This window comes from Agrobacterium sp. AGB01 (genome assembly GCF_014851585.1).
GTDB lineage: Bacteria > Pseudomonadota > Alphaproteobacteria > Rhizobiales > Rhizobiaceae > Agrobacterium.
In genome coordinates this window covers 1,406,074-1,428,978 of record NZ_JACVAB010000001.1, presented here as the reverse complement: position 1 = coordinate 1,428,978, position 22,905 = coordinate 1,406,074, and the positions used below count along the sequence as shown (strand labels likewise).

Here is a 22,905-nt window from a genome sequence, read left to right as displayed (position 1 = left end):
TGCCGGGTTTTACCCGGCACTTCGTTGATAACAAGCTGTCGCTTATTTCTTCTTTGGCACCTTCGGCACCGTATTGGCCTTGCGTGGTGCCTTGGTTTCAGACTTTGCCTTTTCCGGCTCGTCCACGACCAGAACCTCGGCTTCCGCTTGCTCAGCCTTGGCCGTTTTGCTGGCAGCCTTGACCTTTGTCTTGGCTGCCTTGGCAGCTTTCAACTCGGCTTCCGGCTTTGGCTTGACCGGTGCAGTTTCTGGATGTGATTCCAGAACAAGACCTTCCTTGCCATCTTCCTTCTTGCCGACGGTCACGGTAACGACACCGCCCTTTTTCAGCTTGCCGAACAGGATCTCATTGGCCAGAGGCTTCTTGATATGTTCCTGAATGACGCGGCTGAGCGGACGTGCGCCCATCTTTTCGTCGTAACCACGCTCTGCAAGCCAGGCAATCGCATCTTCGTGCAGGTCGAAAGTAACGTTACGCTCGGAAAGCTGGCTTTCCAGCTGCATAACGAACTTCTGAACCACGCGGTGGATAACGGTGGTTGGCAGCGGCGAGAACGGAATGATCGCATCCAGACGGTTGCGGAATTCCGGTGTGAACAGGCGGTTCAATGCCTCTTCATCCTCACCCGAACGCTTGGACGAACCGAAACCGATTGCCGACTTGGCCATTTCCGATGCACCCGCATTGGTCGTCATGATCAGAATGACGTTGCGGAAGTCGATCTTCTTGCCGTTGTGGTCGGTCAGCGAGCCGTGGTCCATAACCTGCAACAGGATGTTGTAGATATCCGGATGGGCCTTTTCGATTTCGTCCAGCAGCACGACGCAATGCGGATGCTGATCGACGCCATCGGTCAACAGACCGCCCTGGTCGAAACCGACATAGCCGGGAGGTGCGCCAAGCAACCGCGAAACGGTGTGACGTTCCATATATTCCGACATGTCGAAGCGCAGCATCTCCACACCGAGCGAAGCAGCAAGCTGCTTGGCAACCTCGGTCTTGCCCACGCCCGTCGGGCCGGAGAAGACATAGGAACCGATCGGCTTGTTGGGTTCGCGCAAGCCTGCACGGGCCAGCTTGATGGCTGTGGACAGAGCTTCAATCGCCGTATCCTGACCGTAAACGACCGACAGCAGTTCCTTTTCAAGGTTGGCGAGAACCATCTCGTCGTCCTTGGAAACGGTTTTCGCCGGAATACGGGCCATGGTGGCAATCGTAACCTCGATCTCCTTTTCGGTGATCAGCTTGCGACGACGCGACGCTGGCAGCAACATCTGTGCGGCACCGGTTTCATCGATCACGTCAATTGCCTTATCCGGCAGCTTGCGATCGGAAATGTAACGTGCCGACAGCTCAACCGCCGCCTTGATGGCTTCATTGGTATAACGAAGATGATGGTAATCTTCGAAATATGGCTTGAGGCCCTTCATGATCTCGATGGCATCATCGATCGATGGCTCATTGACGTCGATCTTCTGGAAGCGACGAACCAATGCCCGGTCCTTTTCGAAGAACTGGCGATATTCCTTGTAGGTCGTCGAACCGATGCAGCGGATAGAACCGGAGGACAAGGCTGGCTTCAACAGGTTTGAAGCATCCATTGCGCCGCCGGAGGTCGCACCAGCACCGATAACCGTGTGGATTTCGTCGATGAACAGCACCGCACCAGGAAACTCTTCGAGTTCCTTGACGACCTGCTTCAAACGTTCCTCAAAGTCACCGCGGTAACGTGTGCCCGCCAGAAGCGTGCCCATGTCGAGCGAGAAGATCGTGTCGTTGCGCAGTGCTTCCGGCACCTTGCCTTCCACGATACGCTTGGCCAGACCTTCGGCAATCGCCGTTTTACCGACACCAGGATCACCCACATAAAGCGGGTTGTTCTTCGAGCGACGGCACAGGATCTGAATGGTCCTGTTGACCTCTTCGTGGCGGCCGATCAGCGGATCGATCTTGCCGACCTTGGCCTTTTCATTGAGGTTGACGCAGTAAGCCTTCAGGGCGTCCTGCTGCTTTTTCGGGCCGGCATCCTCGTCACTGCGCGGAGCCTTGTTTTCCGGTTCGCCGTCTTCGGAACCACGCGGTGTTCTGGTCTGGGACGTACCCGGACGTTTGCCGATACCATGCGAGATGTAGTTGACCGCGTCGTAACGGGTCATCTCCTGCTCCTGCAGGAAGTAAGCGGCGTGGCTTTCACGCTCGGCAAAGATCGCAACGAGCACGTTGGCGCCTGTTACCTCTTCCCGGCCAGACGACTGGACGTGAATGACCGCACGCTGGATGACGCGCTGGAAACCGGATGTCGGTTTGGAATCCTCATCATAACCTGTGACGAGGTTGGACAGTTCATTATCGATATAATCGCCGACGGTCTTGCGCAGAACGTCCAGATTGACGTTGCACGCACCCATAACGGCTGCTGCATCTGCATCGTCGATCAGTGCCAGAAGCAGGTGTTCAAGAGTTGCATATTCATGATGACGCTCGTTGGCAAAGGTCAATGCCTGATGCAGCGCCTTCTCAAGACTTGGGGAAAAAGTTGGCACGTTGCGATCCTCATTTCTTTTCCATGACGCATTGCAGCGGATGCTGATGCTGTCGGGCGAAATCCATGACCTGACTTACTTTCGTCTCGGCGACTTCATATGTAAAGACACCACATTCACCGACCCCATGCTGATGGACGTGCAACATGATACGCGTTGCCGCTTCGCGGTCTTTCTGGAAAAAGCGCTCCAGAATATGGATAACGAATTCCATTGGCGTATAGTCGTCGTTCAAAAGCAAAACCCGGTAGAGATTTGGTTTTTTGGTTTTGGGCTTAGTGCGGGTGATAACCGATGTTCCGCGGTTGGTACCGCCTTCACCATCATTGTCACCTTCACCCTGCATGTAGATCGTCTTAGCGATCATGTTTCATCATTCTCCAAATCAATTCCGGTGGGGAGATCATATCGGAAATCAAATCCCTTCCCCACTTATTTAAGTGTTCAGATTGCGATTTTAAGCCCCTTTGACGCAACCGTAAAATCAAATGAATTTACTTGCAGTTTTACGAACACCATCGCAAAGGGCATAAAGTTCAGTATTTCAGTAGATAAGCCCCTGCCGCAAGGCACTGGCAACAGCATGTTCTACCGAAGAAGCATCCAGCTTTCGGCAAATGGAATTCATCAGATATTGAACTGTGCGTGTGGAAAGACCAAGATTTCCGGCCACATGCGCCACACGATTTCCTTCCGAAACGGCATGAAGCACCTGCTTTTCCAGAGATGTCATCGTGGTTTCAGTGTTGTCCTGCGGCTTGAACACCAAAGACAGGCGTTCATGCATCTGGATCATCAACAAATTAAGTTGATCAAGCTCGTCACGTTCCGGCCTTTTTCGAGAGCCAGCAAAACCGACGATGCGAATCTTGTCCCACAGCCCAAAGCCTGGAAAATTCACGCCCATGGTCAGCCGTGATTCCGTAAACAGCTTAACCGCCGCATCGCTCAACATGGCGCGCTTGCTGTATTCCTCAATAAACCACGGCACAGGCATGAGCCGCGACAGGGAATCAATGAAGATCTTGTCTTCGAAGTCAGGCACGCTTGCCTTCAACCGTGACAGAAACAGATCCGTCAAATTGGAAAACTGGTGCGGTTCTTCAAAGCCCAAGCTGCTCGCCTTCGGTCGGTCGAACACATAATAGGCGCGGAAACCAAACAGCCACTGTACGTCGGAAAGCACCTTCGCGGCCTGTTCAACTGACGATACCCGATTGGTTCTCAGTACGATATCTGCCCAGTCAGTGCTGCCTATCGTCAAGATATCACGCGGCCTGTCGCCGTGAATGCGCCCGGTCTTGTCCGGACGCCAAGAGAGAGAAGGGAGAGATCACCCTTCATTATCAAGCATTTCACGAACCGCAACGGCCAGCTGTTTCAAGGAGAACGGTTTGGGAAGGAAGCCGAACTTGGCATCCTCAGGCAGGTTCTTGGCAAAGGCGTCTTCTGCGTAACCGGACACAAAGATGAACTTCATGTCTGGATAGTTCTTGCGCAGTTCGCGCAGCAGCGACGGGCCATCCATTTCCGGCATGACAACGTCGGAAACTACGATATCAACCTTGCCTTCCAGCTCTTCCATCACATCCAGCGCCTCGATGCCGGAACCGGCCTCGTGCACCGTGTAACCACGGGTTTCCAGCATACGCTTTCCACCACGGCGAACTGCCTCTTCGTCTTCCACCAGAAGAACGACGGCAGACTTGCCGGTCAGGTCGACATCGTCATTCTTGGCAGCTGCGGCTGGTGCTGCGCCGAGTAGCTTTTTATCGCCAGCGGCAGCGGCGACGTCAGGATCAACGGCAACAACCTCGACGATGTGGCGTGGCAGGAAGATGCGGAATGCCGTGCCCTTGCCCACTTCCGATTCGGGGTAGATGTAACCACCGGATTGTTTGACGATGCCATAAACCATCGACAGGCCAAGACCGGTACCCTTGCCAACATCCTTGGTGGTGAAGAACGGCTCGAAAATCTTGTCCATGATTTCAGGCGCAATACCGGTGCCGGTATCGGACACTTCAATCATCACCAGTTCTTCGATTGGAATGTCTGGCCGGTTCAGCGCGGCAGCATCTTCAGTGCTGACATTGCGCGTCTTGATGCGAATGGTACCGCCGCTTGGCATGGCATCACGCGCATTGACGCACAGGTTGATCAGCACCTGTTCGAACTGCGACAGGTCAGTTTTGACCGACCACAGGTCACGGCCGTAGTCGACCTCCAGCTTGACATTGGTGCCGGAAATCAGCCGGTCGACCAACATGCGCAGGTCACCGACGACATCGGTCATGTTCAACACGGCTGGACGCATGGTCTGCTTGCGCGAGAAAGCCAGCAACTGGCGCACCAGCACGGCTGCACGGTTGGCGTTGCGCTTGATTTCCATCAGGTCGGCAAAGGAGGCGTCGGCTGGACGCGCCTGCAACAAAAGATGGTCAGACGACAGCAGGATGGCGGTCAGCACATTGTTGAAGTCGTGCGCAATGCCACCGGCCAGCGTGCCGACTGCGTTCATCTTCTGGGTCTGTGCCATCTGGGTTTCGAGCGCTTTTTGCTCTGTCACCTCGATGGCATAAACGATGGCGACCTCTTCAGGCGCCTCCTCATTCTGGTCGATAACCGCATTCACGTAATAGCGGAAATGGCGGCCTTCTTCGCCCGGATGGCGGGAATCAAAGGGTGCAATATCGCCCTGGCGGTCACGGGCTGCTTCCAGCGCATGCGCCAGATGACCCTTTTCATTGTCGTGGATGACCTTTTCAAACGGAATGCCGCGGTCAACATCATCACGACTGACCACCGACGAGAATAGTTTGAGGAACGGCGCATTGGTGCGCAGAATGCGGCCCTGCCCGTCCAGCGAGGCAATAGCCATTGGCGTATTGTTGAAAAAGCGGGTGAAGCGCATGGCTGAGGCCGAACGATCATCGCTTTCGACATTGGTGCGCATCAGCACGATGGTGCGGCTTTCGCCGATAGAACCATCGCGGGCGGCGGCAACCTTGTGCACGAGGCGAACCGGCACGCTCTGGCCATTGGCCTTGCGCATGTCCAGATCAACCGTTTCGGTGCGTGACTGGCCAGCCGACGGCTTGACCGATTGCAGCAAAGCCATGCCCTCGCCCGCCACAATATCGGACACGGTCACTGAACCCGGCGCAAACTGGGCAAGGTCGATACCCAGCCATTCGGCCAGCGTGGCGTTCAAATAGATAATCTCACCCTTTTTACCGGCCGAGAAGAAACCTGATGGTGCATGGTCGAGATAATCGATGGCATTTTGCAGCTCGCGGAAAAATCTCTCCTGATCTTCACGCTCGGCGGTGATGTCAATGATCTGGAACACGTGCAACGCATCGCCACTGGCTTCGATCAACAGACGGGCTTTCAGGCGGTACCAATGCGGGCCGGATGACGTCGTGCCATCACCGATCGATTTCAGCAGCCGGAATTCTTCGTGGCCGCTCTGACCTTCGCGCAGTTTGTTGATCAGCCGGTACAGTGCTTCGGTCGATTCGCGATTGCGCGACAGCAGCGTCTCAAGGCTCTGGATATCCATGGCCTTGACCGCGCCGGTCATCTGGCAATAGGCGCTGTTGGCATAAACGATGCGGCCCTTGGGGTCGGTGACGATAATCCCATCGGGATGGCTTGCCAGAAAGCGTCTCGCCAACACGTCGGAGCGCGACTGCGGCATGACCTCGATAAAACCGATGATCGACGACACCAGAAAAAATATGCCGACCATGGCGAGCACGCCAAGAATGCCGAGCACGATCTCGTTTTCGAGAGAATCTTTGAAATAGACGAAAGCCACTGCAGCGGCCACCAGAATGACCGCAAGGAAAAGTATTCGTACAACCGTTCCTGAACGGGCTTGCCTGTCCATCAATGGCAGGTCGTCATTTTCGCTGGCCTGGCCCACCCGTGTCATCTCAACCTCGTATTCTTGCAGCTCATTTCCGTGAAACACACGGAATCGCCCACCTCTTGCCCTTGTAGCAAGTTAACCAGCCAGCCAAAAGCTATGCTGCGACATAACCACCATCAAACCATCAAGAAATTGAAGGAAATCACCACAGATTAGTGCGTGTATACGGAATGATTTGCTCCGCAGGTGAGATATAATCCGGGACAACAGCGATAAAATCTTGTCAGCGACTTAAAAAAATCGTCTTTTTGAGCAACTTAGCGGATAATGTAACATCCGTTTATAAGGATTTGTCCGCTTTCGAATTTTAGAAAGACGCAACTATCATGGATATGGTGAACGAGGCCCTCGGCTCGTACGGAAACAATCTCATTATTGCTGTCGTCGGTGTTGGCGTTGCATTAATCGGTCTTGCTATCGTCCTGTGGCTGATAAAGCGGCGCGGCGGCTCTTCCCCCTTCATTCGTGGCGGCAGAAATCGCCAGCCGCGCTTGCAGGTGCTGGATGCGGCAGCTGTCGATGCGCGCCGCAGGCTGGTTCTGGTGCGCCGGGACAATGTCGAACATCTTGTGATGATTGGCGGCCCGACCGATATCGTCATTGAAAGCGGCATTGGCGCCATTCCGGTTCTGACGCCGGTCGATCAGCGTGACAACCTGCTGTCCAGCTCACCTTATGATGATGAGCGGCAGGAGCAGGTTGAAAAGCGCGAGACCCCGCGCACGATTTCGCAGACCCGTGAAGTGACCCATGAGCAGCCGGTCAAGGCCGCGCCAATCGTGACCCCTGCCCCTGTGTCCGCACCGGTCGTGCCGCCTGCGCCTACTCCGGCTCCGGCACCCGTGATCACGCCGCCACCGGTCGTTTCCTCTGCACCGGCTTCAGCGCCTGCGCCTGTCATCACACCACCACCTGTAGTGCCGCCGATCATCACGCCAGCCGCCCCTGCTGTTGCTCCGACAGTAGCAACGCCATCCGTGACCAGGGAACCATCCGTCGCAAGACCGGCACCATCGGTTGAACCTGCGTCCGAGGCGCCACGCCCATTCCGCCAGGAGCCACCCGTTGTTGCGCCTGCCAGCGCGCCGCCCGTATCTGCAGTCCAGTCGCCAATTACTCAGCCTGCCACCCAAGCTGCGCCATCTCCGGCTGCTCCACCGGTTGCTGGCCCTATTGCACCGTCGGTCATCGACAGACCGCCAGTGGTGGTTGCCGCAGCCCCCGTGGCTGCCGCCGTTGCAACGCCACCCGATGTTGTGCCCCCCATCAAACCAGCAGCTGTGACAACAGCAGTCGAGCCTCCACCGATCCTTCAGACGTCGCCCTATACGCTGGATGAGATCAATGCCGGCGACATCCTGGAATCGGCGCGCAATCGGGTTCTGCCAAACCGCGAAACCGTTGAACCGCCAATCAAGCCGGTCGCACCCGCCCCTGAGCCAACTCTGTCGAACGAGGCTCTGAGCAGCGACTTTGAAAAGTTCCTGGAAGCGGAAATCGCCAAGAGCGCTCCTGCCGAGCAAGGTTTTGCGCAGGTTGCCAGCACACAGCAGCAGCCGCGTCGTGACCCCTCTGCCCCGCCCATTTCCGGCGCCTCGACCGAAAACGAAATCCAGAAGGAAATGGCGCGCATCTTCGGCGAAATGTCCGTGACACGCGATCGGTAATAACGGGCCACAATCGGCCACCAGCAGACATGAAAAAAGGCGCGTAAAACGCGCCTTTTTTTTGGTCAGTTGAAACTCATCCGGCTTTCACCGTTTGAGATCACTCGTCGCGATAAACTTTCTCGCGACGTTCATGGCGTTCCTGAGCTTCGATGGAAAGCGTTGCGATTGGGCGGGCATCAAGCCGTTTCAAGCCAATAGGCTCACCGGTTTCTTCACAGTAACCGTAGGTTCCCTCGTCAATACGCTGCAAGGCAGCATCGATTTTGGAAATAAGCTTGCGCTGCCTGTCTCTTGCTCTCAGTTCGATGGCGCGGTCTGTTTCCGAAGAGGCGCGATCAGCAATGTCAGGATGGTTTGCACTTTCTTCCGCGAGATGACCAAGGGTCTCTTTTGCTTCGCGAAGGATGTCATTTTTCCAACCAATCAGTTTCGCACGAAAGTACGCGCGCTGATTGGCATTCATGAACTCATCATTCTCAGAGAGCACATAGTCACTAAGATCGATCTTCTCACTCAACGCGATTCTCCTCGAAGAACATCTCTTATGCGGCGGTGTATACTCCAAGGACCTATGGAGATTCAAGCCTTCTGAGAGGTTTTAAGGCATTTTTAAAGTTGTCACAAAAATCAGCTAAATGTCCATTTTTTAATCCCTTTTACAATCCGTGAATAGCCAGCATCAAAACATTGATTGCATTCGCGTATTCCTTGAGGACACTTGAGGCAAAGCAGTCTATTCTTCAAAAACCGGAATTTTACAGAATGGAATCTCAACAGATGGCGCTGCACTCTACTTCCCTCAACCGTGTCTATCTGCTTCGTCACGCCCATTCTGGCATGGCAAATCCGGGTCAGGGAGATTTCGACAGAACGCTTGATGACAGAGGTTATGCGGAAGCGGAAATCGTTGCGGACAAGGCAGCTGACAAGGGTTATCGCCCGCAGGTCATCCTGTGTTCAACGGCTGTACGCTGCCGCCAGACAAGCGATGCGATCCGCCGTTCGCTGCCAGGTGAGCCGGAGATTACCTTCATCGATGAAATGTATAATGCCAGCGAACAAACGTATCTCGACCTGATTTCCTCACAAAGCGAAAGTCAATCGGTGATGTTGATTGGCCATAATCCAACTATTGCCGACCTCTTGGAATCACTGGTTGGCGAAGATGATTTCCACAGCCATTTACCGTCAGGTTTCCCCACCGCCGGCCTTGCTGTGCTCAGTTGTGATGCCAGCGACGAGGCATCGCCGCTGAAGTGGAAAGTTGTAGATTTTATTGCGCCATAAAAGCCGCGGCCGCCGTCGGCCCGGTATATTTCTGTTTTCCAGCCACTTTTTTAAGCACCAATCCTTCTTATATTCGTGGAGAAATTTCTAATTTTAATGGGATAATTGCTCTTGCCCCCATCGCTTTCATCGATAACAGACGGCGCGCTGATCGCATTTGACAATCTTTATGACCGGGCAAGTTCCTTGACGCATCCCACATTGCGGCTCGGCGTGACCGGTCTTTCGCGTGCCGGCAAGACGGTTTTTATCTCCTCGCTGGTGCATAATCTGCTGAATGGCGGCCGCCTGCCGTTGTTTGAACCGGTGCGATCGGGCCGTGTGTCCTCCATCCGGCTGGAACCACAGCCTGACGACGCCATTCCGCGCTTTCAGTATGAAGACCACATTCAGGCGCTGGTGCGCGACCGAAGCTGGCCTGATTCGACCCGCGCCATTTCCGAGCTGCGCATTACCATCGAGTACCAGAGCGCCAGCGGCTGGGGTCGCTGGTTGTCGCCCGGCCAGCTGTCGATCGACATCATCGACTATCCCGGCGAATGGCTGCTGGACCTGCCGCTTTTGGAGCGCGACTACAACACTTTCAGCAATGAGACTGTCGAATTGGCCGGAACCGGCGTGCGGGCAGAGCTGGCCCGTGACTGGCTGGAGTATGCCGCCACTCTCGACGTCAATGCACCGGCCGATGAAATGACAGCCAAGAAACTGGCAGAACATTTCAGCGGCTATCTGCGCGCCTGCAAATCCGATGAGCGGTCGCTGTCCACCCTGCCGCCGGGCCGTTTCCTGATGCCGGGTGATCTTGAGGGATCACCTGCCCTGACTTTTGCGCCGCTGCCGGGCCTGACAGATGAAAAAGCCCCCAAGGGCTCACTGCGCGCCATGATGGAGCGGCGCTACGACGCCTATAAAAATATCGTGGTGAAACCGTTCTTCCGTGAACACTTCGCCCGCCTTGACCGCCAGATCGTGCTGATCGATGCGCTGCAGGCCGTCAATCGCGGTCAGGAGGCGTTGCACGACCTGGAGCGGGCGCTGGGCGACGTGCTGGCCTGCTTCCGTCCCGGCACTAATACGCTGCTGTCGTCGCTTCTGGGGCGGCGCATCGACAAGGTTCTGGTGGCTGCCACCAAGGCCGACCATCTGCACCATGAAAGCCATGACCGGCTGGAAAGCCTGACGCGCCGACTGGTGGACCGCGCCATTACCCGCATTGGCATGAGCGGTGCCGGCATTGACGTAATGGCGCTGGCGTCGGTGCGCGCAACGCGTGAGGCAACGGTCAAGCAGGATGGCCACACCCTGCCGGTGATCGTCGGCACGCCGATATCAGGTGAAAGCATCAATGGCGAAATATTCGACGGCAACCGCGCCACGGCAATCTTTCCCGGCGACCTGCCGGAAAATCCCGAACCGCTATTTGCCGCTGATAATAGCGACGGCATGCCCGACATCAATTTTGTGCGGTTCCGGCCGCCGCAAATCGAAGAAACTGGCGGTGGCATCAAGCTCTCGGTTCCCCATATCCGGCTTGACCGTGCCATGCAGTTCCTTTTCGGAGACAGGCTCGCATGACCAATTCCAACAATGATGGCCCGACACCAGGCAAAAGACGCCCCGAGGCATTTTCTCTCGACACAGAAAAACAACAGCCGCCACCAGTGCGCCGTCTGCCGCAGGCCTTTGCCGGCGAAGTTGCCATAACGCCTGACGAGGATGATCCGTTTCTGGGTGGCGTGGATGCGGGCCTTGCGCCGCCGGTTGCCGAACCGCGCCCACACCGGTTTTCTTTCGGCAAGCTGGCAGTTGGCGCATTCGGTTTCCTGTTGTCGCTGGCGCTTGGTCTGTGGGCCGACCAGTTGATCCGTGATCTGTTCACCCGCGCCGACTGGCTGGGCTACACTGCCATAACCGCCGTGGCGATAGCCGTTCTGGCGCTGCTGGTGATCGTGGCCCGCGAGGTGGCTGGCATATGGCGGCTTAACGCCGTGCAATCGCTCAAGGTCGAGGCTGAACAGGCCGCGCTGGAGCGAAAGGCAACCGCTGCGAAAGCCGTTGTTGCCAAGCTCGAAAACATCCTGTCGCACCGCGCCGAAACTGCCAAAGGCCGCGCGGCATTGAAGGCAACGCAGGACGATATTATCGACGGTCCGCATCTGCTGGATTTTGCCGAGCGCGAATTGCTGACACCCATCGATCGGCAGGCGCGTGCGCTTATTCTCAACGCCTCCAAACGCGTGTCGATCGTTACCGCCGTCAGCCCACGCGCCATTGTCGACCTGGCCTATGTGTTGTTTGAAGTGGTGCGGCTTGTCCGTTCCATGGCCGAACTTTATGGCGGGCGCCCGGGATCAATTGGCATGATGCGCCTGCTGCGGGATGTCATTGCACATCTGGCTGTCACCGGTTCAATTGCGGTCGGCGACGGGCTGGCACAACAGGTTCTGGGCCATGGACTGGCCTCCAAACTCTCGGCCCGCCTCGGTGAAGGGATGATCAACGGGCTGATGACGGCGCGCATCGGTATTGCCGCCATGGATCTGTGCCGCCCGCTGCCATTCCGCGCCTTGAAACGGCCCGGCATCAGCGATTTCATCTCGGATTTGCGGCCTGACCTGAAGGGTCAGGCCTGAGGCAAAAGGTGTAAATTCCACCCCTGCTTACACAGGGTTGAAGCCGCGAAAAGGCGCTTCAAAACTTACCAACCTGTCAATTCCTCACTCGAAATAAACCAAACATTAACCATTCCCGCAATACATTAGCCCCATCAAATCGAGGCATTTTCGCCAAGGAAAGTATCATGTATTCGCGCTTCTTTTCGGTCGTGTGCGGATTTGCCGCTGTTGTGCCGCTTGCATTTTCAATGACGCCGAGCGCTGCCAATGCAGCCTCTGCTGATGACGTTTTCTTCTCGTCGGTCGCCGGCTCCTGGAAGGGGCCGGGCGAGATTGTTGCCGGCAAATACAAGGGCACCAAGTTTACCTGTGATCTGGTGGGCGAACCTGCTGACGGCAAGGAAACCGGCATCAAGCTGGGTGGCACCTGCCGCGTTGGCGTGTTCAAGCAGCCTATGTCGGCCACCATTACCCGCAGCGGCAATGGTTACACCGGCAAGTTCCTTGACGGCGCTGAAGGCAAGGGTCTGGACATCGTGTCCGGTCAGGTTTCCGGCGACAAGGTTGTGGTTGGCATCAACCGCTCAAAGCTGAACGGGGCCATGGTTGCCCGCGTACAGAACGGCAATTCCATGAACATCACCATTTCGGTGAAGGTAGCAGACCAGATGGTTCCGGTTATCGGCCTGACACTGGCACGCGACATTGACCAGATTGCTGTCGGCTCTATCAAGAAATAAGCCGAACCAATTCTGACGCCCCCTTTAAACCCGCCACCAGAGCGGGTTTTTATTTGCCTCGACAATGCCCTCAGCACTGAGACCGGACAGCCACTGCGACACGGCCCTGCCCTTTATCACCATATCAGCGGCAATATCGGCAAGCGGCACCATAACGAAGGCGCGCTCGGTCATGCGTGGATGCGGAATTTCAATCCGCTCCGATTGCAGTGTCACATCACCATAGGCCAACACATCGATATCGATGGTGCGCGGGCCCCAGCGCTCAATACGCACACGTTTCATGCCGCGCTCTATCTCAAGGCAACGATCAAGAAGCGCCAGCGGCTGCAAGCGTGTTTTGACTAGCGCACAACAATTGTAAAAATCGGCCTGATCGGTTTTGCCCCATGGCGGTGTGCGATAAAGTTTCGACACGGCCAGCACGCCACAATCGGCGTCCTCGTCAATCAGTTTCAGCGCCTGTGCCATACTGGCTTGCGGGTCACCGAGATTGCCGCCTAGCCCAAGGGCTGCAATGGTCCATTCCATGTCAGGCATGTTGTTCTACACTGACCTGCGCATAGTCGAGAATGCCGGGAACCGGCGCTGACGGTTTGCGCACCGTGATGTTGACGCGCACGATCTGCGGGTAACGCTGGCGTAGCGCAGACGCGATATCATTGGCCAGCGCCTCGATGAGATAACGGCGCTTGCCAATGACGATCTTTTCGATGACGGCAAAGGCCACGCCATAATCGACGGTGTTGTCGATATTGTCGGTCTCCAGCGCATCGCCAGCCTCGACCTCCATTTCCGCATCGACGAAGAACCGCTGACCCAGCGCCTCTTCCTGATCAAGCACACCATGGCGCGCAAAGAAGGAGCAATTTTTCAAAAGGATTGTGTAGCGGCTCATTCTTCTTCTCCTGATTGGACCTTGCGCGCAGCAAGCATTGCATCTGCCATCGCCAGCGCGTCACGGTTGACGGCAACATTGTGAACGCGAAACACCACCGCACCTGCCATGCGCAGCAAGGCGGTGGTGGCGGCGGTACCGGCGTCGCGGTCGCTGGCGACCTCCCGCCCGGTGACAGCGCCAATAAAACGTTTGCGCGATGTGCCGGCCAGAATCGGCAGGCCAAGCGCCTGCAACTCACCAAACCTTGCCATCAGCGCCATATTCTCCTCGGTGTTCTTGGCAAAACCAAAACCGGGGTCCAGCACGATGGCATCGCGGTTTATGCCTGCCTTTTCAGCGGATTGTAGCGATTGTTTCAGAAAATGAATCTGGTCATCAATCACGTCAGCCAGCTTCTGGCGCTCACGTCCTGTGTGCATGATGCAGACACCGGCGCCGGTCTCCGCGACCACTGAGGCCATATCAGGATCCTTCTGCAACCCCCAGACATCATTGATGATATGGGCACCGGCCGCAACGGCAAGGCGAGCCGTTTCAGCCCGGTAGGTATCGATGGACAGCAGTGCATCGGTTTCTTGTGCCAGCTTTTCAATCAGTGGCAACACCCTGTCCTGCTCTTCTGCAGCGCCAACGACACTGGCATCCGGACGGGTGGATTCGCCACCGATATCGATGATGTCGGCGCCTTGCGACAGGCAAATCATGGCATGACTGAAGGCGGCATCCACTGTGTTGAATTGGCCACCATCGGAGAAGGAATCCGGCGTAGCATTGACGATGGCCATAATACGGCCACGCCTATCCAGTTTCAGGCTTCGGCCATGAGCGGCTTGCCACACCTTGTTGTTGGCTGTTATCACCACAGTCAGGACCTTTCGATATTACAAAGAGTCACGCCAATTTGTATTGTATCACCTCCGCCTATGCAGCAATCGTTTCACGAGTTCAACCGGCAGTCTGGCACATGAATTTTATACCCGGTCTCATGCGTGCAGTTGCCGCATCGGCTTTTCTGTTTGCATTCACGCATTCGACACAGGCGGAAACCCAGTTTCAGAAATCGATCTCCTACTTCCAGATCGGGGGCAAAACTGCGGCAGATCTCGACCGTGAATTGTCCAATCGCGGCCCACTGACCCAATCCACAGGTGCCAGACATCCCGGTGCCACCGAAATCAAGTTCGGCGGTGAGCTGACCTATGTGGAAAAGGACGGCCGCTGCAATATTGGCGAAGTGAAGGTCACCCTGCACACCAAGATATTGCTGCCGCGCTGGAAAAACCGCGCACGCACCAGCGCCGATCTGGCGCTGATCTGGGACACCCTGTCGGCCGATATCAAACGGCATGAAGAACGCCACGCCGAGATTTCGCGCAGCTATGGCCGGATGCTGGAAAAAAGATTGAAAGGTCTTCGTCCGCAAAAGACCTGTGAAGCACTGCAAGCCCAAGTGGCCGACACAACGCAGAAGGTCATGGCCGAACATGACAGAGACCAGCAGCGTTTTGATCGCATCGAAAGCAAGAACTTCGATGCACGCATGATGCGCCTGCTCAGCCACCGTCTCAAGGCGCGTGACAACTGATCGCTGTTTTCCTCGAGCGGTTGGGCCGTTTTTCCGCACATGTTGCAGACGGATGGTTTGATTCGAGGCTGCGGTTGGTGCCGCTCAGGCATTTCGCTTGCGGCGCTGCGGATTTGGCTGATGGCTTAGATCCTCGCCACAAGGGCGAGGATGACGCTGGCGAGGTTTGGCCCTGCCATGCCAAAACATTGCTTATGACGCCTCCCTTGGCGCTTTGACAGCCCAACTAACCGCTGGCACCGCGCGGCTGCATCAATGTGCGTTCGGCAACAAACTTCCGTTACGTGATGTTTTCTCGTGATTTGGCCCGGCGATGGCCGTCAAGGCCGCCCGGCCAACCCTGCTCACCTAAGGTTGATCCCACGCTTTTATGATTGATTTCTTGGCGTGGCGAATCAGTGTTTTTAATTATAAAAAACTTAAATACGGAGTGGGAAAGACTTCAGATTTCAATGGATTAGGGTCGCGCCAACATGTGGTTATGCGATACCCATCCGTTCGGCAAATTTCCAAGTTGTTAGCAGCGTTCGAGTTCCCTGGCGTGTCCACAGAACCACAGGTGTCATCCTCCCTCGCCTCGTGGCGGCATGCCCGCCTGGCCTCGCTCTTCATGCGGAGAGCGAGGCTTTTTTTGGCCGAAACCGAATTCGGAAAATGACCGGCGCGTTTGTTGGCAGATGGTGCCTGTAACGGGTGCCGGCAGCTGGCAATATCAGCCCTGGCGCTCAGGCACGTGTACGATGAGGCCATCCAGCTCGGCGCTCATCTTGATCTGACAGGACAGACGCGAGGTTGGACGCACGTCGAATGCAAAGTCCAGCATATCCTCTTCCATCGCTTCTGGCGGGCCAACACGTTCGGCCCACTCATCATCGACATAGACATGACAGGTAGCACAGGCGCAGGCACCGCCACATTCGGCGTCAATGCCAGGAACAGAATTGCGCACGGCGTTTTCCATAACGGTGGAGCCGTCTGCAACATCAAGGTCAATGGCCGCGCCGTCGAAAGCAACGATTGTCAGTTTTGTCATGTCAGAAATCCAGAAATTGCGGGTTATCGTTTGTTCCACACATAGAAAGCCAAGACCCAAATGGCAACATCGATGGGGCATTCCTTTGCGTTGGAACGCCCAAGGCTTAAGGATTTTACCCCCTGCACAAACAAAAACCGCCCCGATTGGGGCGGTTTTCAATGTACGTAAGTGCTTACATACTTTTCAGATCAATTGAAACGACCGGCGGCGTGGGCCAGCATCGTGTAGACCTTGCCGGTGTCAGACGTGAGGTAGGACTGGGTTACAGTGCGGTCACGGTCTGTCTTCGCAACGTCGGCCAGCAGCTTTTCGAAGTCAGCGATGTAACGGTCAACCGCAGTTCTGAACTCGGATTCACGCTCATACTTGCGCTTGATTTCATCAAAGGTCTGCTGACCCTTCAGCGTGTAGAGGCGTCTGGTGAACACGTCGCGCTCACCGCGCTGGTAACGGCGCCACAGGTCTACCGAGGCATCGTGGTCAATAGCACGGGCGATATCGACAGACAGGGAATTGAGCGATTCCACCATGTGACGCGGATTGCGGTTGTCTGTGTTGCGCGATGCCTGGCTTGGTACTGTTTCAGCAGCCGGACGGGTTGCCGGCTGACGGACAGCAGCGGTTGCCTGCTGCGCATTCGGGTCACGTGATGCACCACGCAGCAGATCGCTGATCCAGCCACTGCCCTCACCACGCTGTACGGCCTGGTCAGAGATGGTTGTTGTCTGGACCTGCGGCTTTGCGGTTTCCAGTGGCAGGCTGCCACGCAGACCAGCAGAGGTGCCCAGCACCTGTGCCGGGGTCTGTGGCTGTGGTGCACGCGCTACAGGAGCCGCGACACCTGGCTGTGGTGCAGGTTCTGCAACACGACGCTCAACCTGTGGGGCGGCCTGCTGTGGTGCCTGTGGAGCCGGCTGCGGGGCTGCAGGGCGTGCGTGGGAGATTTCCATCTGGGTGGCCGAGCGGCCGACCAGCTGCGAAATGTCCTGCAGCGCCTTGATCTGTTCTGCTACGGCGCGACGCATGGCGGCCGCACTTTCCTTGGCTTCTTCCGGCAGATCGAAAGCACCACGCTTCAGTTCTGCACGGGTCGAATCCAGTTCCTTGCGAATGTCCTGGCTGGAGCGACGGATCTCGTCGGTTGCGCCGGAGAAGCGGGTTACCGCCTCCTCGACTGCCAGACGCAGTGTTTCGCGGACGTTTGCAGCGGCAGCCGTGGACTTCTCCGTGGCGCTGCCAAGGATGCTGTCGACGTCGGCCAGCGAGGACTGGACGCCGCTGCGAACACGGTCGGCCAGTTCGTCCGAGTACTTGCGAGCGTCCGCAAGTGTCGTTTCGATGGAACGGTTTGCTTCCTGACCGGCAGAGAGCAGAGCGTTGCGCATATTGGCAGCGGCAGACTGGGCACGCTGTTCGGTCTCGTCCAGAGCCTTGCCAACTTCAGAGAACGAAGACGACAGGTTTTCTTTCAGCGTACCGGCAACATTGGCTGCACGTTCTTCCGCATGGCCCATTGTTCCTTCAACGGAAGAAACAACGTTGCGCATTGTGGCTTCAATGTCTTCGGAGCGCTTAACCAGACTTACGGCCAGACTGCGCAGGGTATCCTGACGCTCTTCCAATGTGCCAACCAGGCTGGACTGGGCCGCGCCAAGCAGATCGGATGCCTGCGACAGCATCTTGGAGTGCTCTTCGAAGCGGCCAACGATACCGGCAACCTGCGACAGTGTCTGGCCGGAAATGTTCGACAGACGGTCGATCTTTCCTTCCAGCAGACGGCTGGAGCTGGACACCATGTCGGCAGCCTGCGAAGCGGTTTCGGCAAAACGGTTTGCCGTCTGACCGAGCGACTGGTCGGCCGCGTTGAAGTCTACCGAGGCCTTGCTGACCGCAGCATTGAGATCACCAACCGTCTGTTCAACGCGGTTGACGATTTCTGCATTGGTGGCCGACAGGGTTTCAACACCCTCACGGGCAGCCGTTGCGATGCGGTGGGCAGCTTCCTGACCGATATTGGCATACTGGTCGACGACCGGACGGGCCTTTTCTTCGATCAGGCGCGACAGTTCTGCCGAACGGCTGGCCAGCATCGAGTTCAGTTCGCGGGTGCGCTCATCCAGCGTCGTGCGGATGGAGTCGCCACGGGCACCAAGTGCTGCCTCAACCTGCGACAGGCTCTGGGCAATGGTGTCGGCCTGCGAACGGACCACGGTTTCTGCTTCGGCAACCTTGTTGACGATGACATTGCCAGCTTCGGAGAAGGTCTGGGCAACGGCAGCAGCCTGCGAGGACAAGCGGTTCTGCGCATCCGAAATACGGTTGATGATATCGCCAGACCGGTTTTCGATGGCCTGTGTGAACTCAGCATTACGAGCCTGCACCTGCTGGGCAAAGTCGCTGCTGGTTCTGGCCAGCAGTTCTGCCGAGCGCTGCGCTTCGCCGTCGATGTTCTGCGTGGCGGCAGAGACCGTGTCACGCAGGGTCGAGGCAAACTCGCTACCGGTTCTGGCCAGAAGTTCTGCCGAGCGCTGGGCTTCGCCACCGATGTCCTGGGTGGCGGTCGAGACCGTGTCACGCAGGGTCGAGGCAAACTCGCTACCGGTTCTGGCCAGCAGTTCTGCCGAGCGCTGGGCTTCGCCATCCATGTTCCGGGTGGTGGTGGAAACCGTGTCACGCAGGTTCGAGGCAAACTCGCTGCCGGTTCTGGCCAAAAGTTCAGCAGACCGCAGTGCTTCACCGTCCATGCTCTGGGTGGCCGAAGTCACGGCTTCACGCAGTGTCATGGCAAGGCCTGTGGCTTTTTCTCCGATGGTGCGGTTGACGTTTTCAAGACCGATGTTCAGCGCGCGGTCCATGGTGCCAAGGCGCTCGTCGATGGTCGACGAAATGCGATCGGCAACTTCGCTGCCGGCGCTGACGAATTCCTGCGACCGTGTGCCGAGCGTCTCGGAGATGCGGGCATTGGCCTCATCAATCGTTGCGCTGACATTGTGCAGGTCTGTCTTGATGCGGTGCTGGAAGCCGTCAAGCGACTGGCCAAGACGGGCTTCGGTTTCACCGAGCTGGCCAGCAACGCCGCTGACCGACTGGTCGATGCGCGAAGACAGGCTGTCTGCAGCAGTGCTGATGTCCCCTGCCGCATCGCTGATCTTGCCAGCGATTTCACCAATGCCGTTGCGCAGTCTTGCTTCAAGATCGGCGCTGCTAGAGGCGATAACGCGCTGCAGGGCTTCCTGCTGACCTTCCAGAGACATTTCCAGCATGCCGGTGCTCGACGCAACGCTGGTGCCGATGGATACGGCCTGATCGGACAACATCTCGTTCAGCTTGTCGCCGGCAGATGTCAAAGTCTGCTCGATATCGGCGTGACGCTTCTCGAAGGTGTTCTTGATCTGCTCGTGCGACGCGGTGAGGCTGTGCTCGAGACGCGAGACACCAGTTTCCAGCGTGCCGGCAAACTTGTCGGTGCCGCCGTCGATGGCGTTTTCGATACGGTTGGCTGCACCCGTCACGCTGTTTTCGATCAGGTAGGCAGCATCGCTGACCTTGCTGTCGATGAGGTGGGCCGCAGAACCGACGGTGTTTTCGATATGGGCAGCGTTACGGCCGAGTGTTTCAGCAATAACAGCCGACTTGTCGTCGAGCGTGTTGACCAGGCGATGTTCGATGCCGGTGACAACATTGCTGATCTCGTTGACCTTGCCGGACAGCATGCCGGAAATATTGGCCGAAGATCCCTCGAGCGTGTCGGCAAGACGCTGCTCGACGTTGATGACCGAACCGGAGATGACAGCGGCGCGCTCTTCCAGAGAACCGAGGATTGCCGAAGACGTCTGCTCGAGCGACGACGTCAGGCGGTGTTCGACACCGGCAACCGCGTTTTCGAGGTAGGTCGTCTTGTTATCCAGCGCCGTGGAAATCGACGACGACGCGCCATCCAGCGTGCTGGCAATGCGCTGTTCAGCGTCAGATACCGTCTCTGCAAAGATCGATGTGCGGGTTTCCAGCGACATGGCTATCGACATGGAGGCGTCATCAAGCTTGTTGGCCAGACGCTGTTCGACATCCGAAACGGCGTCGGTCAGGTAAGCCGCGCGGCTTTCCAGCGTGTTGGTGATCGAAGACGATGCACCCTCAAGCGTGCTGGCCAGACGCTGTTCAACATCCGTGACTGCATCCGTAAGGTGAGCCGTGCGGCTTTCCAACGCGCTGGTAATCGAAGTCGAGGCGCCATCCAGTGTCGAGGCAAGGCGCTGCTCGGCATCGGAGACGGCGTCGGCTAGGAAGGATGTGCGGTTTTCCAGCGACAGCTGCATCGACATGGATGCGTCGTCCAGCTTGTTCGACAGGCGCTGTTCGGCGTCGGCAACCGCTTCGGTCAGGTAGGCCGTGCGGCTTTCCAGAGCGTTGGTCATCGAAGACGAAGCACCATCCAGTGTCGAGGCAATGCGCTGCTGGGCATCAGACACGGTATCCGCGAGGAACGAGGTGCGGCTTTCCAGCGACAGCGAAATCGCCATGGAAGCATCATCCAGCGTGTTGGACAGGCGCTCTTCAACACCGGCAACTGCGCTGGTGATGTAGTTGGCCTTCTCTTCCAGTGTCTCGGCAATGGCTGTGGAGCGACCTTCGAGAGCAGCAGCAAGACGCTGTTCGATATCGGCAACAGCATTGGTAATTTCTGCGGCCTTGGCATCGAGAATTTCAGCCATGCGCTCTGGAGCGCCAGACAACGAATTGGTGATGGCTTCGGAGCGGTGCGCAAGCGTTTCGTCAAAACGGTTCTGGCTGGCAGACAGGGCATTGAACAATGCACCGCTGCGCTCTGCCATGATGCTGTCGATACGTTCATGCGTATCGCCAAGCGCCGTGGTGATTTCCTGGGTGCGCGATGCAACGGCATTGGTGAGTTCGCGGCTACGCTCATCAAGAGCGTTTTCGAGCATTTCCTGACCGGTGCCGAGTGCCGTCGCCAGAGCGAAGGACTGGTCCGTCAGGGCAGAGCCGAGACGATCAATGCTGGAGCTCAAGATACCGTCGATGGCATCGGAACCGCCGGCAACAGCCTCGTTGATACGGGCAAGGCTTTCCATAAGCTTGCTGTCGAGCGAACCGGCGCGACGATCAAACGCGCTGGCAAATTCTGCAACGCGCTCGTCAAAGGCCGAGTTGACCTGACCAACCGTTGCCTGAAGGCGCTCTTCAAACAGACCCGAACGCAGATCGAGATCCATGATTGCGTCGTCAGCCGTGGACTGCAAGCTCTTGCGGAACGACAGACCGCGCTCGTCAAGGGTCTCACCCAACTTGTTGAGAACGGTGTCCAGCGAACCGGCAATCGCCTCTTCGCCACGGTTGAGATTATCGGACAATTCCTTGGTGCGCGATGTCAGCACTTCGTTGAGAAGGCGTGTGCGCTCTTCAATTGCGGAATTGAGCTTTTCAGCGCCGGCATCCAGTGTCGAAGCCTGCGTCGCAAACTGCTCCAGCAACACACCGCCGCGGTCCGACATGGTCGAGGTGAGGTTGTGCAGGCGCATGTCGAATTCATTGGCAAGGCTGGTGCCGGATGTGTGCAGCGCCTTGAGCAGATTGTCGGTCTTGGCAGCAATCAGGCTGCCCATGGCTTCGGTCGTCACACGCGACTTCTCAAGCAGAGCAGCCGAACGGGTGTCGATCATCGACGCAAAGGCTTCGCCAGTTGTTGCCAGACGGATGGACAGCTCTTCGCCAGCCAGCGACAGTTCTTCCTTGATCTCGTCCTGCGCACCGATGATCGATGCACGGATGCGCTCGGCGTGGTTGACGATGGCGTCACGCTCGGAAGACAACTCGCTGACCAGGCTGCGAACACGCAGTTCATTGTCGGCATAGCTGCGCTCAAGTGCATTCACTTCGGAATGAACGAGCGTTTCCAGCTCTGTCGCACGGGCAATGGTGCGCTCGATGCCCTCATTCATGGCGGAGACTTCGCGGCGAACCGCCTGCCCTACCGACATGATGCGGTCAGCGGCAACGGTTTCCGGCTCTGCCAGACGAAGAGCAACTTCTGCCATCGAACGGGCCGCGTTACGCAGGTCGCGGGCACGCGCCATCATGATGGCAAAGGCGTAGAAAAGAATGACAGGAACAACAATGCCGACAAACACGGCCATGATGCCCGGAATGGCAAACAGTTCTGCCAATGAGCCGGCTTCCCAGATCAGATTGCCGTAGATGGCCTGACCGAGTGCCAGGCCGCACAGCGCCCAGACAATCGAGACGATTGTGGCGTTGCGGATGGCAGATGTAATGGATGTGCTTTCCAGCGACTTCAAAAGAGCAACCGGATTGCGCTTGGAACCGTCATTGGCGGCCTCAAGCCCCGATGCTCTGTTCTGTTCAGCGGCAGTACGCGGCGCAGGGTCTGCTACCGGCTTTCTGGACGTGTCGGGCACTTTAGCCTCCGAGGACTTTGGCGTCGATCGTCTCCGAGGCTGTGCATCTGCTTCAGATTTGCCACTCTGGAGGGCATCCTCCAGCGCCTGAAAAGCAGTCTCGTCGATCGAGTCACTGAACTTGTTATTCGCCATGCGGTTACGCCTCGTTAC

General features: G+C 57.0%; 16 protein-coding genes. 6 read left to right on the top strand and 10 right to left on the bottom strand.

What is annotated here, in order from left to right; all coding sequences use genetic code 11:
• Positions 1 to 42 precede the first annotated feature (42 nt).
• The 4 genes from clpA to cckA form a co-directional block, all read right to left on the bottom strand.
• Positions 43 to 2,544, bottom strand: coding sequence for an ATP-dependent Clp protease ATP-binding subunit ClpA (gene clpA / locus IB237_RS06690; RefSeq protein WP_192487766.1), 2,502 nt, complete (start codon positions 2,542 to 2,544; stop codon positions 43 to 45).
• A gap of 10 nt (positions 2,545 to 2,554) precedes the next feature.
• Positions 2,555 to 2,911 (bottom strand): ATP-dependent Clp protease adapter ClpS, encoded by a 357-nt coding sequence (clpS, locus tag IB237_RS06685; protein ID WP_192487765.1) that lies wholly within the window; start codon positions 2,909 to 2,911, stop codon positions 2,555 to 2,557.
• A 177-nt stretch (positions 2,912 to 3,088) separates the two neighbouring features.
• Complete coding sequence (locus IB237_RS06680; RefSeq protein WP_192487764.1) at positions 3,089 to 3,808, bottom strand: helix-turn-helix domain-containing protein; 720 nt, start codon at positions 3,806 to 3,808, stop codon at positions 3,089 to 3,091.
• 69 nt (positions 3,809 to 3,877) lie between these two features.
• A complete protein-coding gene (gene cckA / locus IB237_RS06675) occupies positions 3,878 to 6,484 on the bottom strand; it encodes a cell cycle histidine kinase CckA (protein ID WP_192487763.1) in 2,607 nt (868 codons plus the stop codon).
• Between the two features lie 323 nt (positions 6,485 to 6,807).
• On the opposite strand from cckA, the gene IB237_RS06670 reads away from it, so the two are divergent.
• Positions 6,808 to 8,148, top strand: coding sequence for a flagellar biosynthetic protein FliO (locus tag IB237_RS06670; protein WP_371815244.1), 1,341 nt, complete (start codon positions 6,808 to 6,810; stop codon positions 8,146 to 8,148).
• A gap of 100 nt (positions 8,149 to 8,248) precedes the next feature.
• On the opposite strand, the gene dksA is transcribed toward IB237_RS06670, so the two are convergent.
• Positions 8,249 to 8,668 (bottom strand): RNA polymerase-binding protein DksA, encoded by a 420-nt coding sequence (dksA, locus tag IB237_RS06665; protein WP_192487762.1) that lies wholly within the window; start codon positions 8,666 to 8,668, stop codon positions 8,249 to 8,251.
• 245 nt (positions 8,669 to 8,913) lie between these two features.
• Here dksA and IB237_RS06660 point away from each other — a divergent pair, with 245 nt between their 5' ends.
• From IB237_RS06660 to IB237_RS06645, 4 genes are all read left to right on the top strand, one after another.
• Positions 8,914 to 9,438 (top strand): histidine phosphatase family protein, encoded by a 525-nt coding sequence (locus IB237_RS06660; protein WP_246787659.1) that lies wholly within the window; start codon positions 8,914 to 8,916, stop codon positions 9,436 to 9,438.
• 111 nt (positions 9,439 to 9,549) lie between these two features.
• A complete protein-coding gene (locus tag IB237_RS06655) occupies positions 9,550 to 11,013 on the top strand; it encodes a YcjX family protein (protein ID WP_192487761.1) in 1,464 nt (487 codons plus the stop codon).
• Positions 11,010 to 12,071: a YcjF family protein gene (locus IB237_RS06650; protein WP_192487760.1), complete on the top strand. Its 1,062-nt coding sequence runs from the start codon at positions 11,010 to 11,012 to the stop codon at positions 12,069 to 12,071. The genes IB237_RS06655 and IB237_RS06650 overlap by 4 nt, the downstream gene beginning before the upstream one ends.
• A gap of 167 nt (positions 12,072 to 12,238) precedes the next feature.
• On the top strand, positions 12,239 to 12,793 hold the full coding sequence (locus IB237_RS06645) for a hypothetical protein (protein ID WP_192487759.1): 555 nt from the start codon (positions 12,239 to 12,241) through the stop codon (positions 12,791 to 12,793).
• Between the two features lie 24 nt (positions 12,794 to 12,817).
• Here the strand turns inward: IB237_RS06645 and folK are convergent, their stop codons facing one another.
• Genes folK through folP form a run of 3 tightly spaced genes read right to left on the bottom strand, consistent with a single transcriptional unit; the run spans position 12,818 to position 14,479 of the window.
• The gene (gene folK / locus IB237_RS06640) at positions 12,818 to 13,333 is read right to left on the bottom strand and encodes a 2-amino-4-hydroxy-6-hydroxymethyldihydropteridine diphosphokinase (protein WP_192487758.1); all 516 of its coding nucleotides are present in this window, start codon (positions 13,331 to 13,333) and stop codon (positions 12,818 to 12,820) included.
• Complete coding sequence (gene folB, locus IB237_RS06635; protein ID WP_192487757.1) at positions 13,326 to 13,691, bottom strand: dihydroneopterin aldolase; 366 nt, start codon at positions 13,689 to 13,691, stop codon at positions 13,326 to 13,328. The genes folK and folB overlap by 8 nt, the downstream gene beginning before the upstream one ends.
• On the bottom strand, positions 13,688 to 14,479 hold the full coding sequence (gene folP, locus IB237_RS06630; RefSeq protein WP_192487900.1) for a dihydropteroate synthase: 792 nt from the start codon (positions 14,477 to 14,479) through the stop codon (positions 13,688 to 13,690). The genes folB and folP overlap by 4 nt, the downstream gene beginning before the upstream one ends.
• A 179-nt stretch (positions 14,480 to 14,658) precedes the next feature.
• On the opposite strand from folP, the gene IB237_RS06625 reads away from it, so the two are divergent.
• On the top strand, positions 14,659 to 15,279 hold the full coding sequence (locus IB237_RS06625; protein WP_192487756.1) for a DUF922 domain-containing protein: 621 nt from the start codon (positions 14,659 to 14,661) through the stop codon (positions 15,277 to 15,279).
• Between the two features lie 712 nt (positions 15,280 to 15,991).
• On the opposite strand, the gene IB237_RS06620 is transcribed toward IB237_RS06625, so the two are convergent.
• Entirely contained in the window at positions 15,992 to 16,312 is a 321-nt protein-coding gene (locus IB237_RS06620) for a 2Fe-2S iron-sulfur cluster-binding protein (protein ID WP_192487755.1), read from the bottom strand.
• A gap of 191 nt (positions 16,313 to 16,503) precedes the next feature.
• The gene (locus IB237_RS06615; protein WP_192487754.1) at positions 16,504 to 22,887 is read right to left on the bottom strand and encodes a hypothetical protein; all 6,384 of its coding nucleotides are present in this window, start codon (positions 22,885 to 22,887) and stop codon (positions 16,504 to 16,506) included.
• Positions 22,888 to 22,905 lie beyond the last annotated feature (18 nt).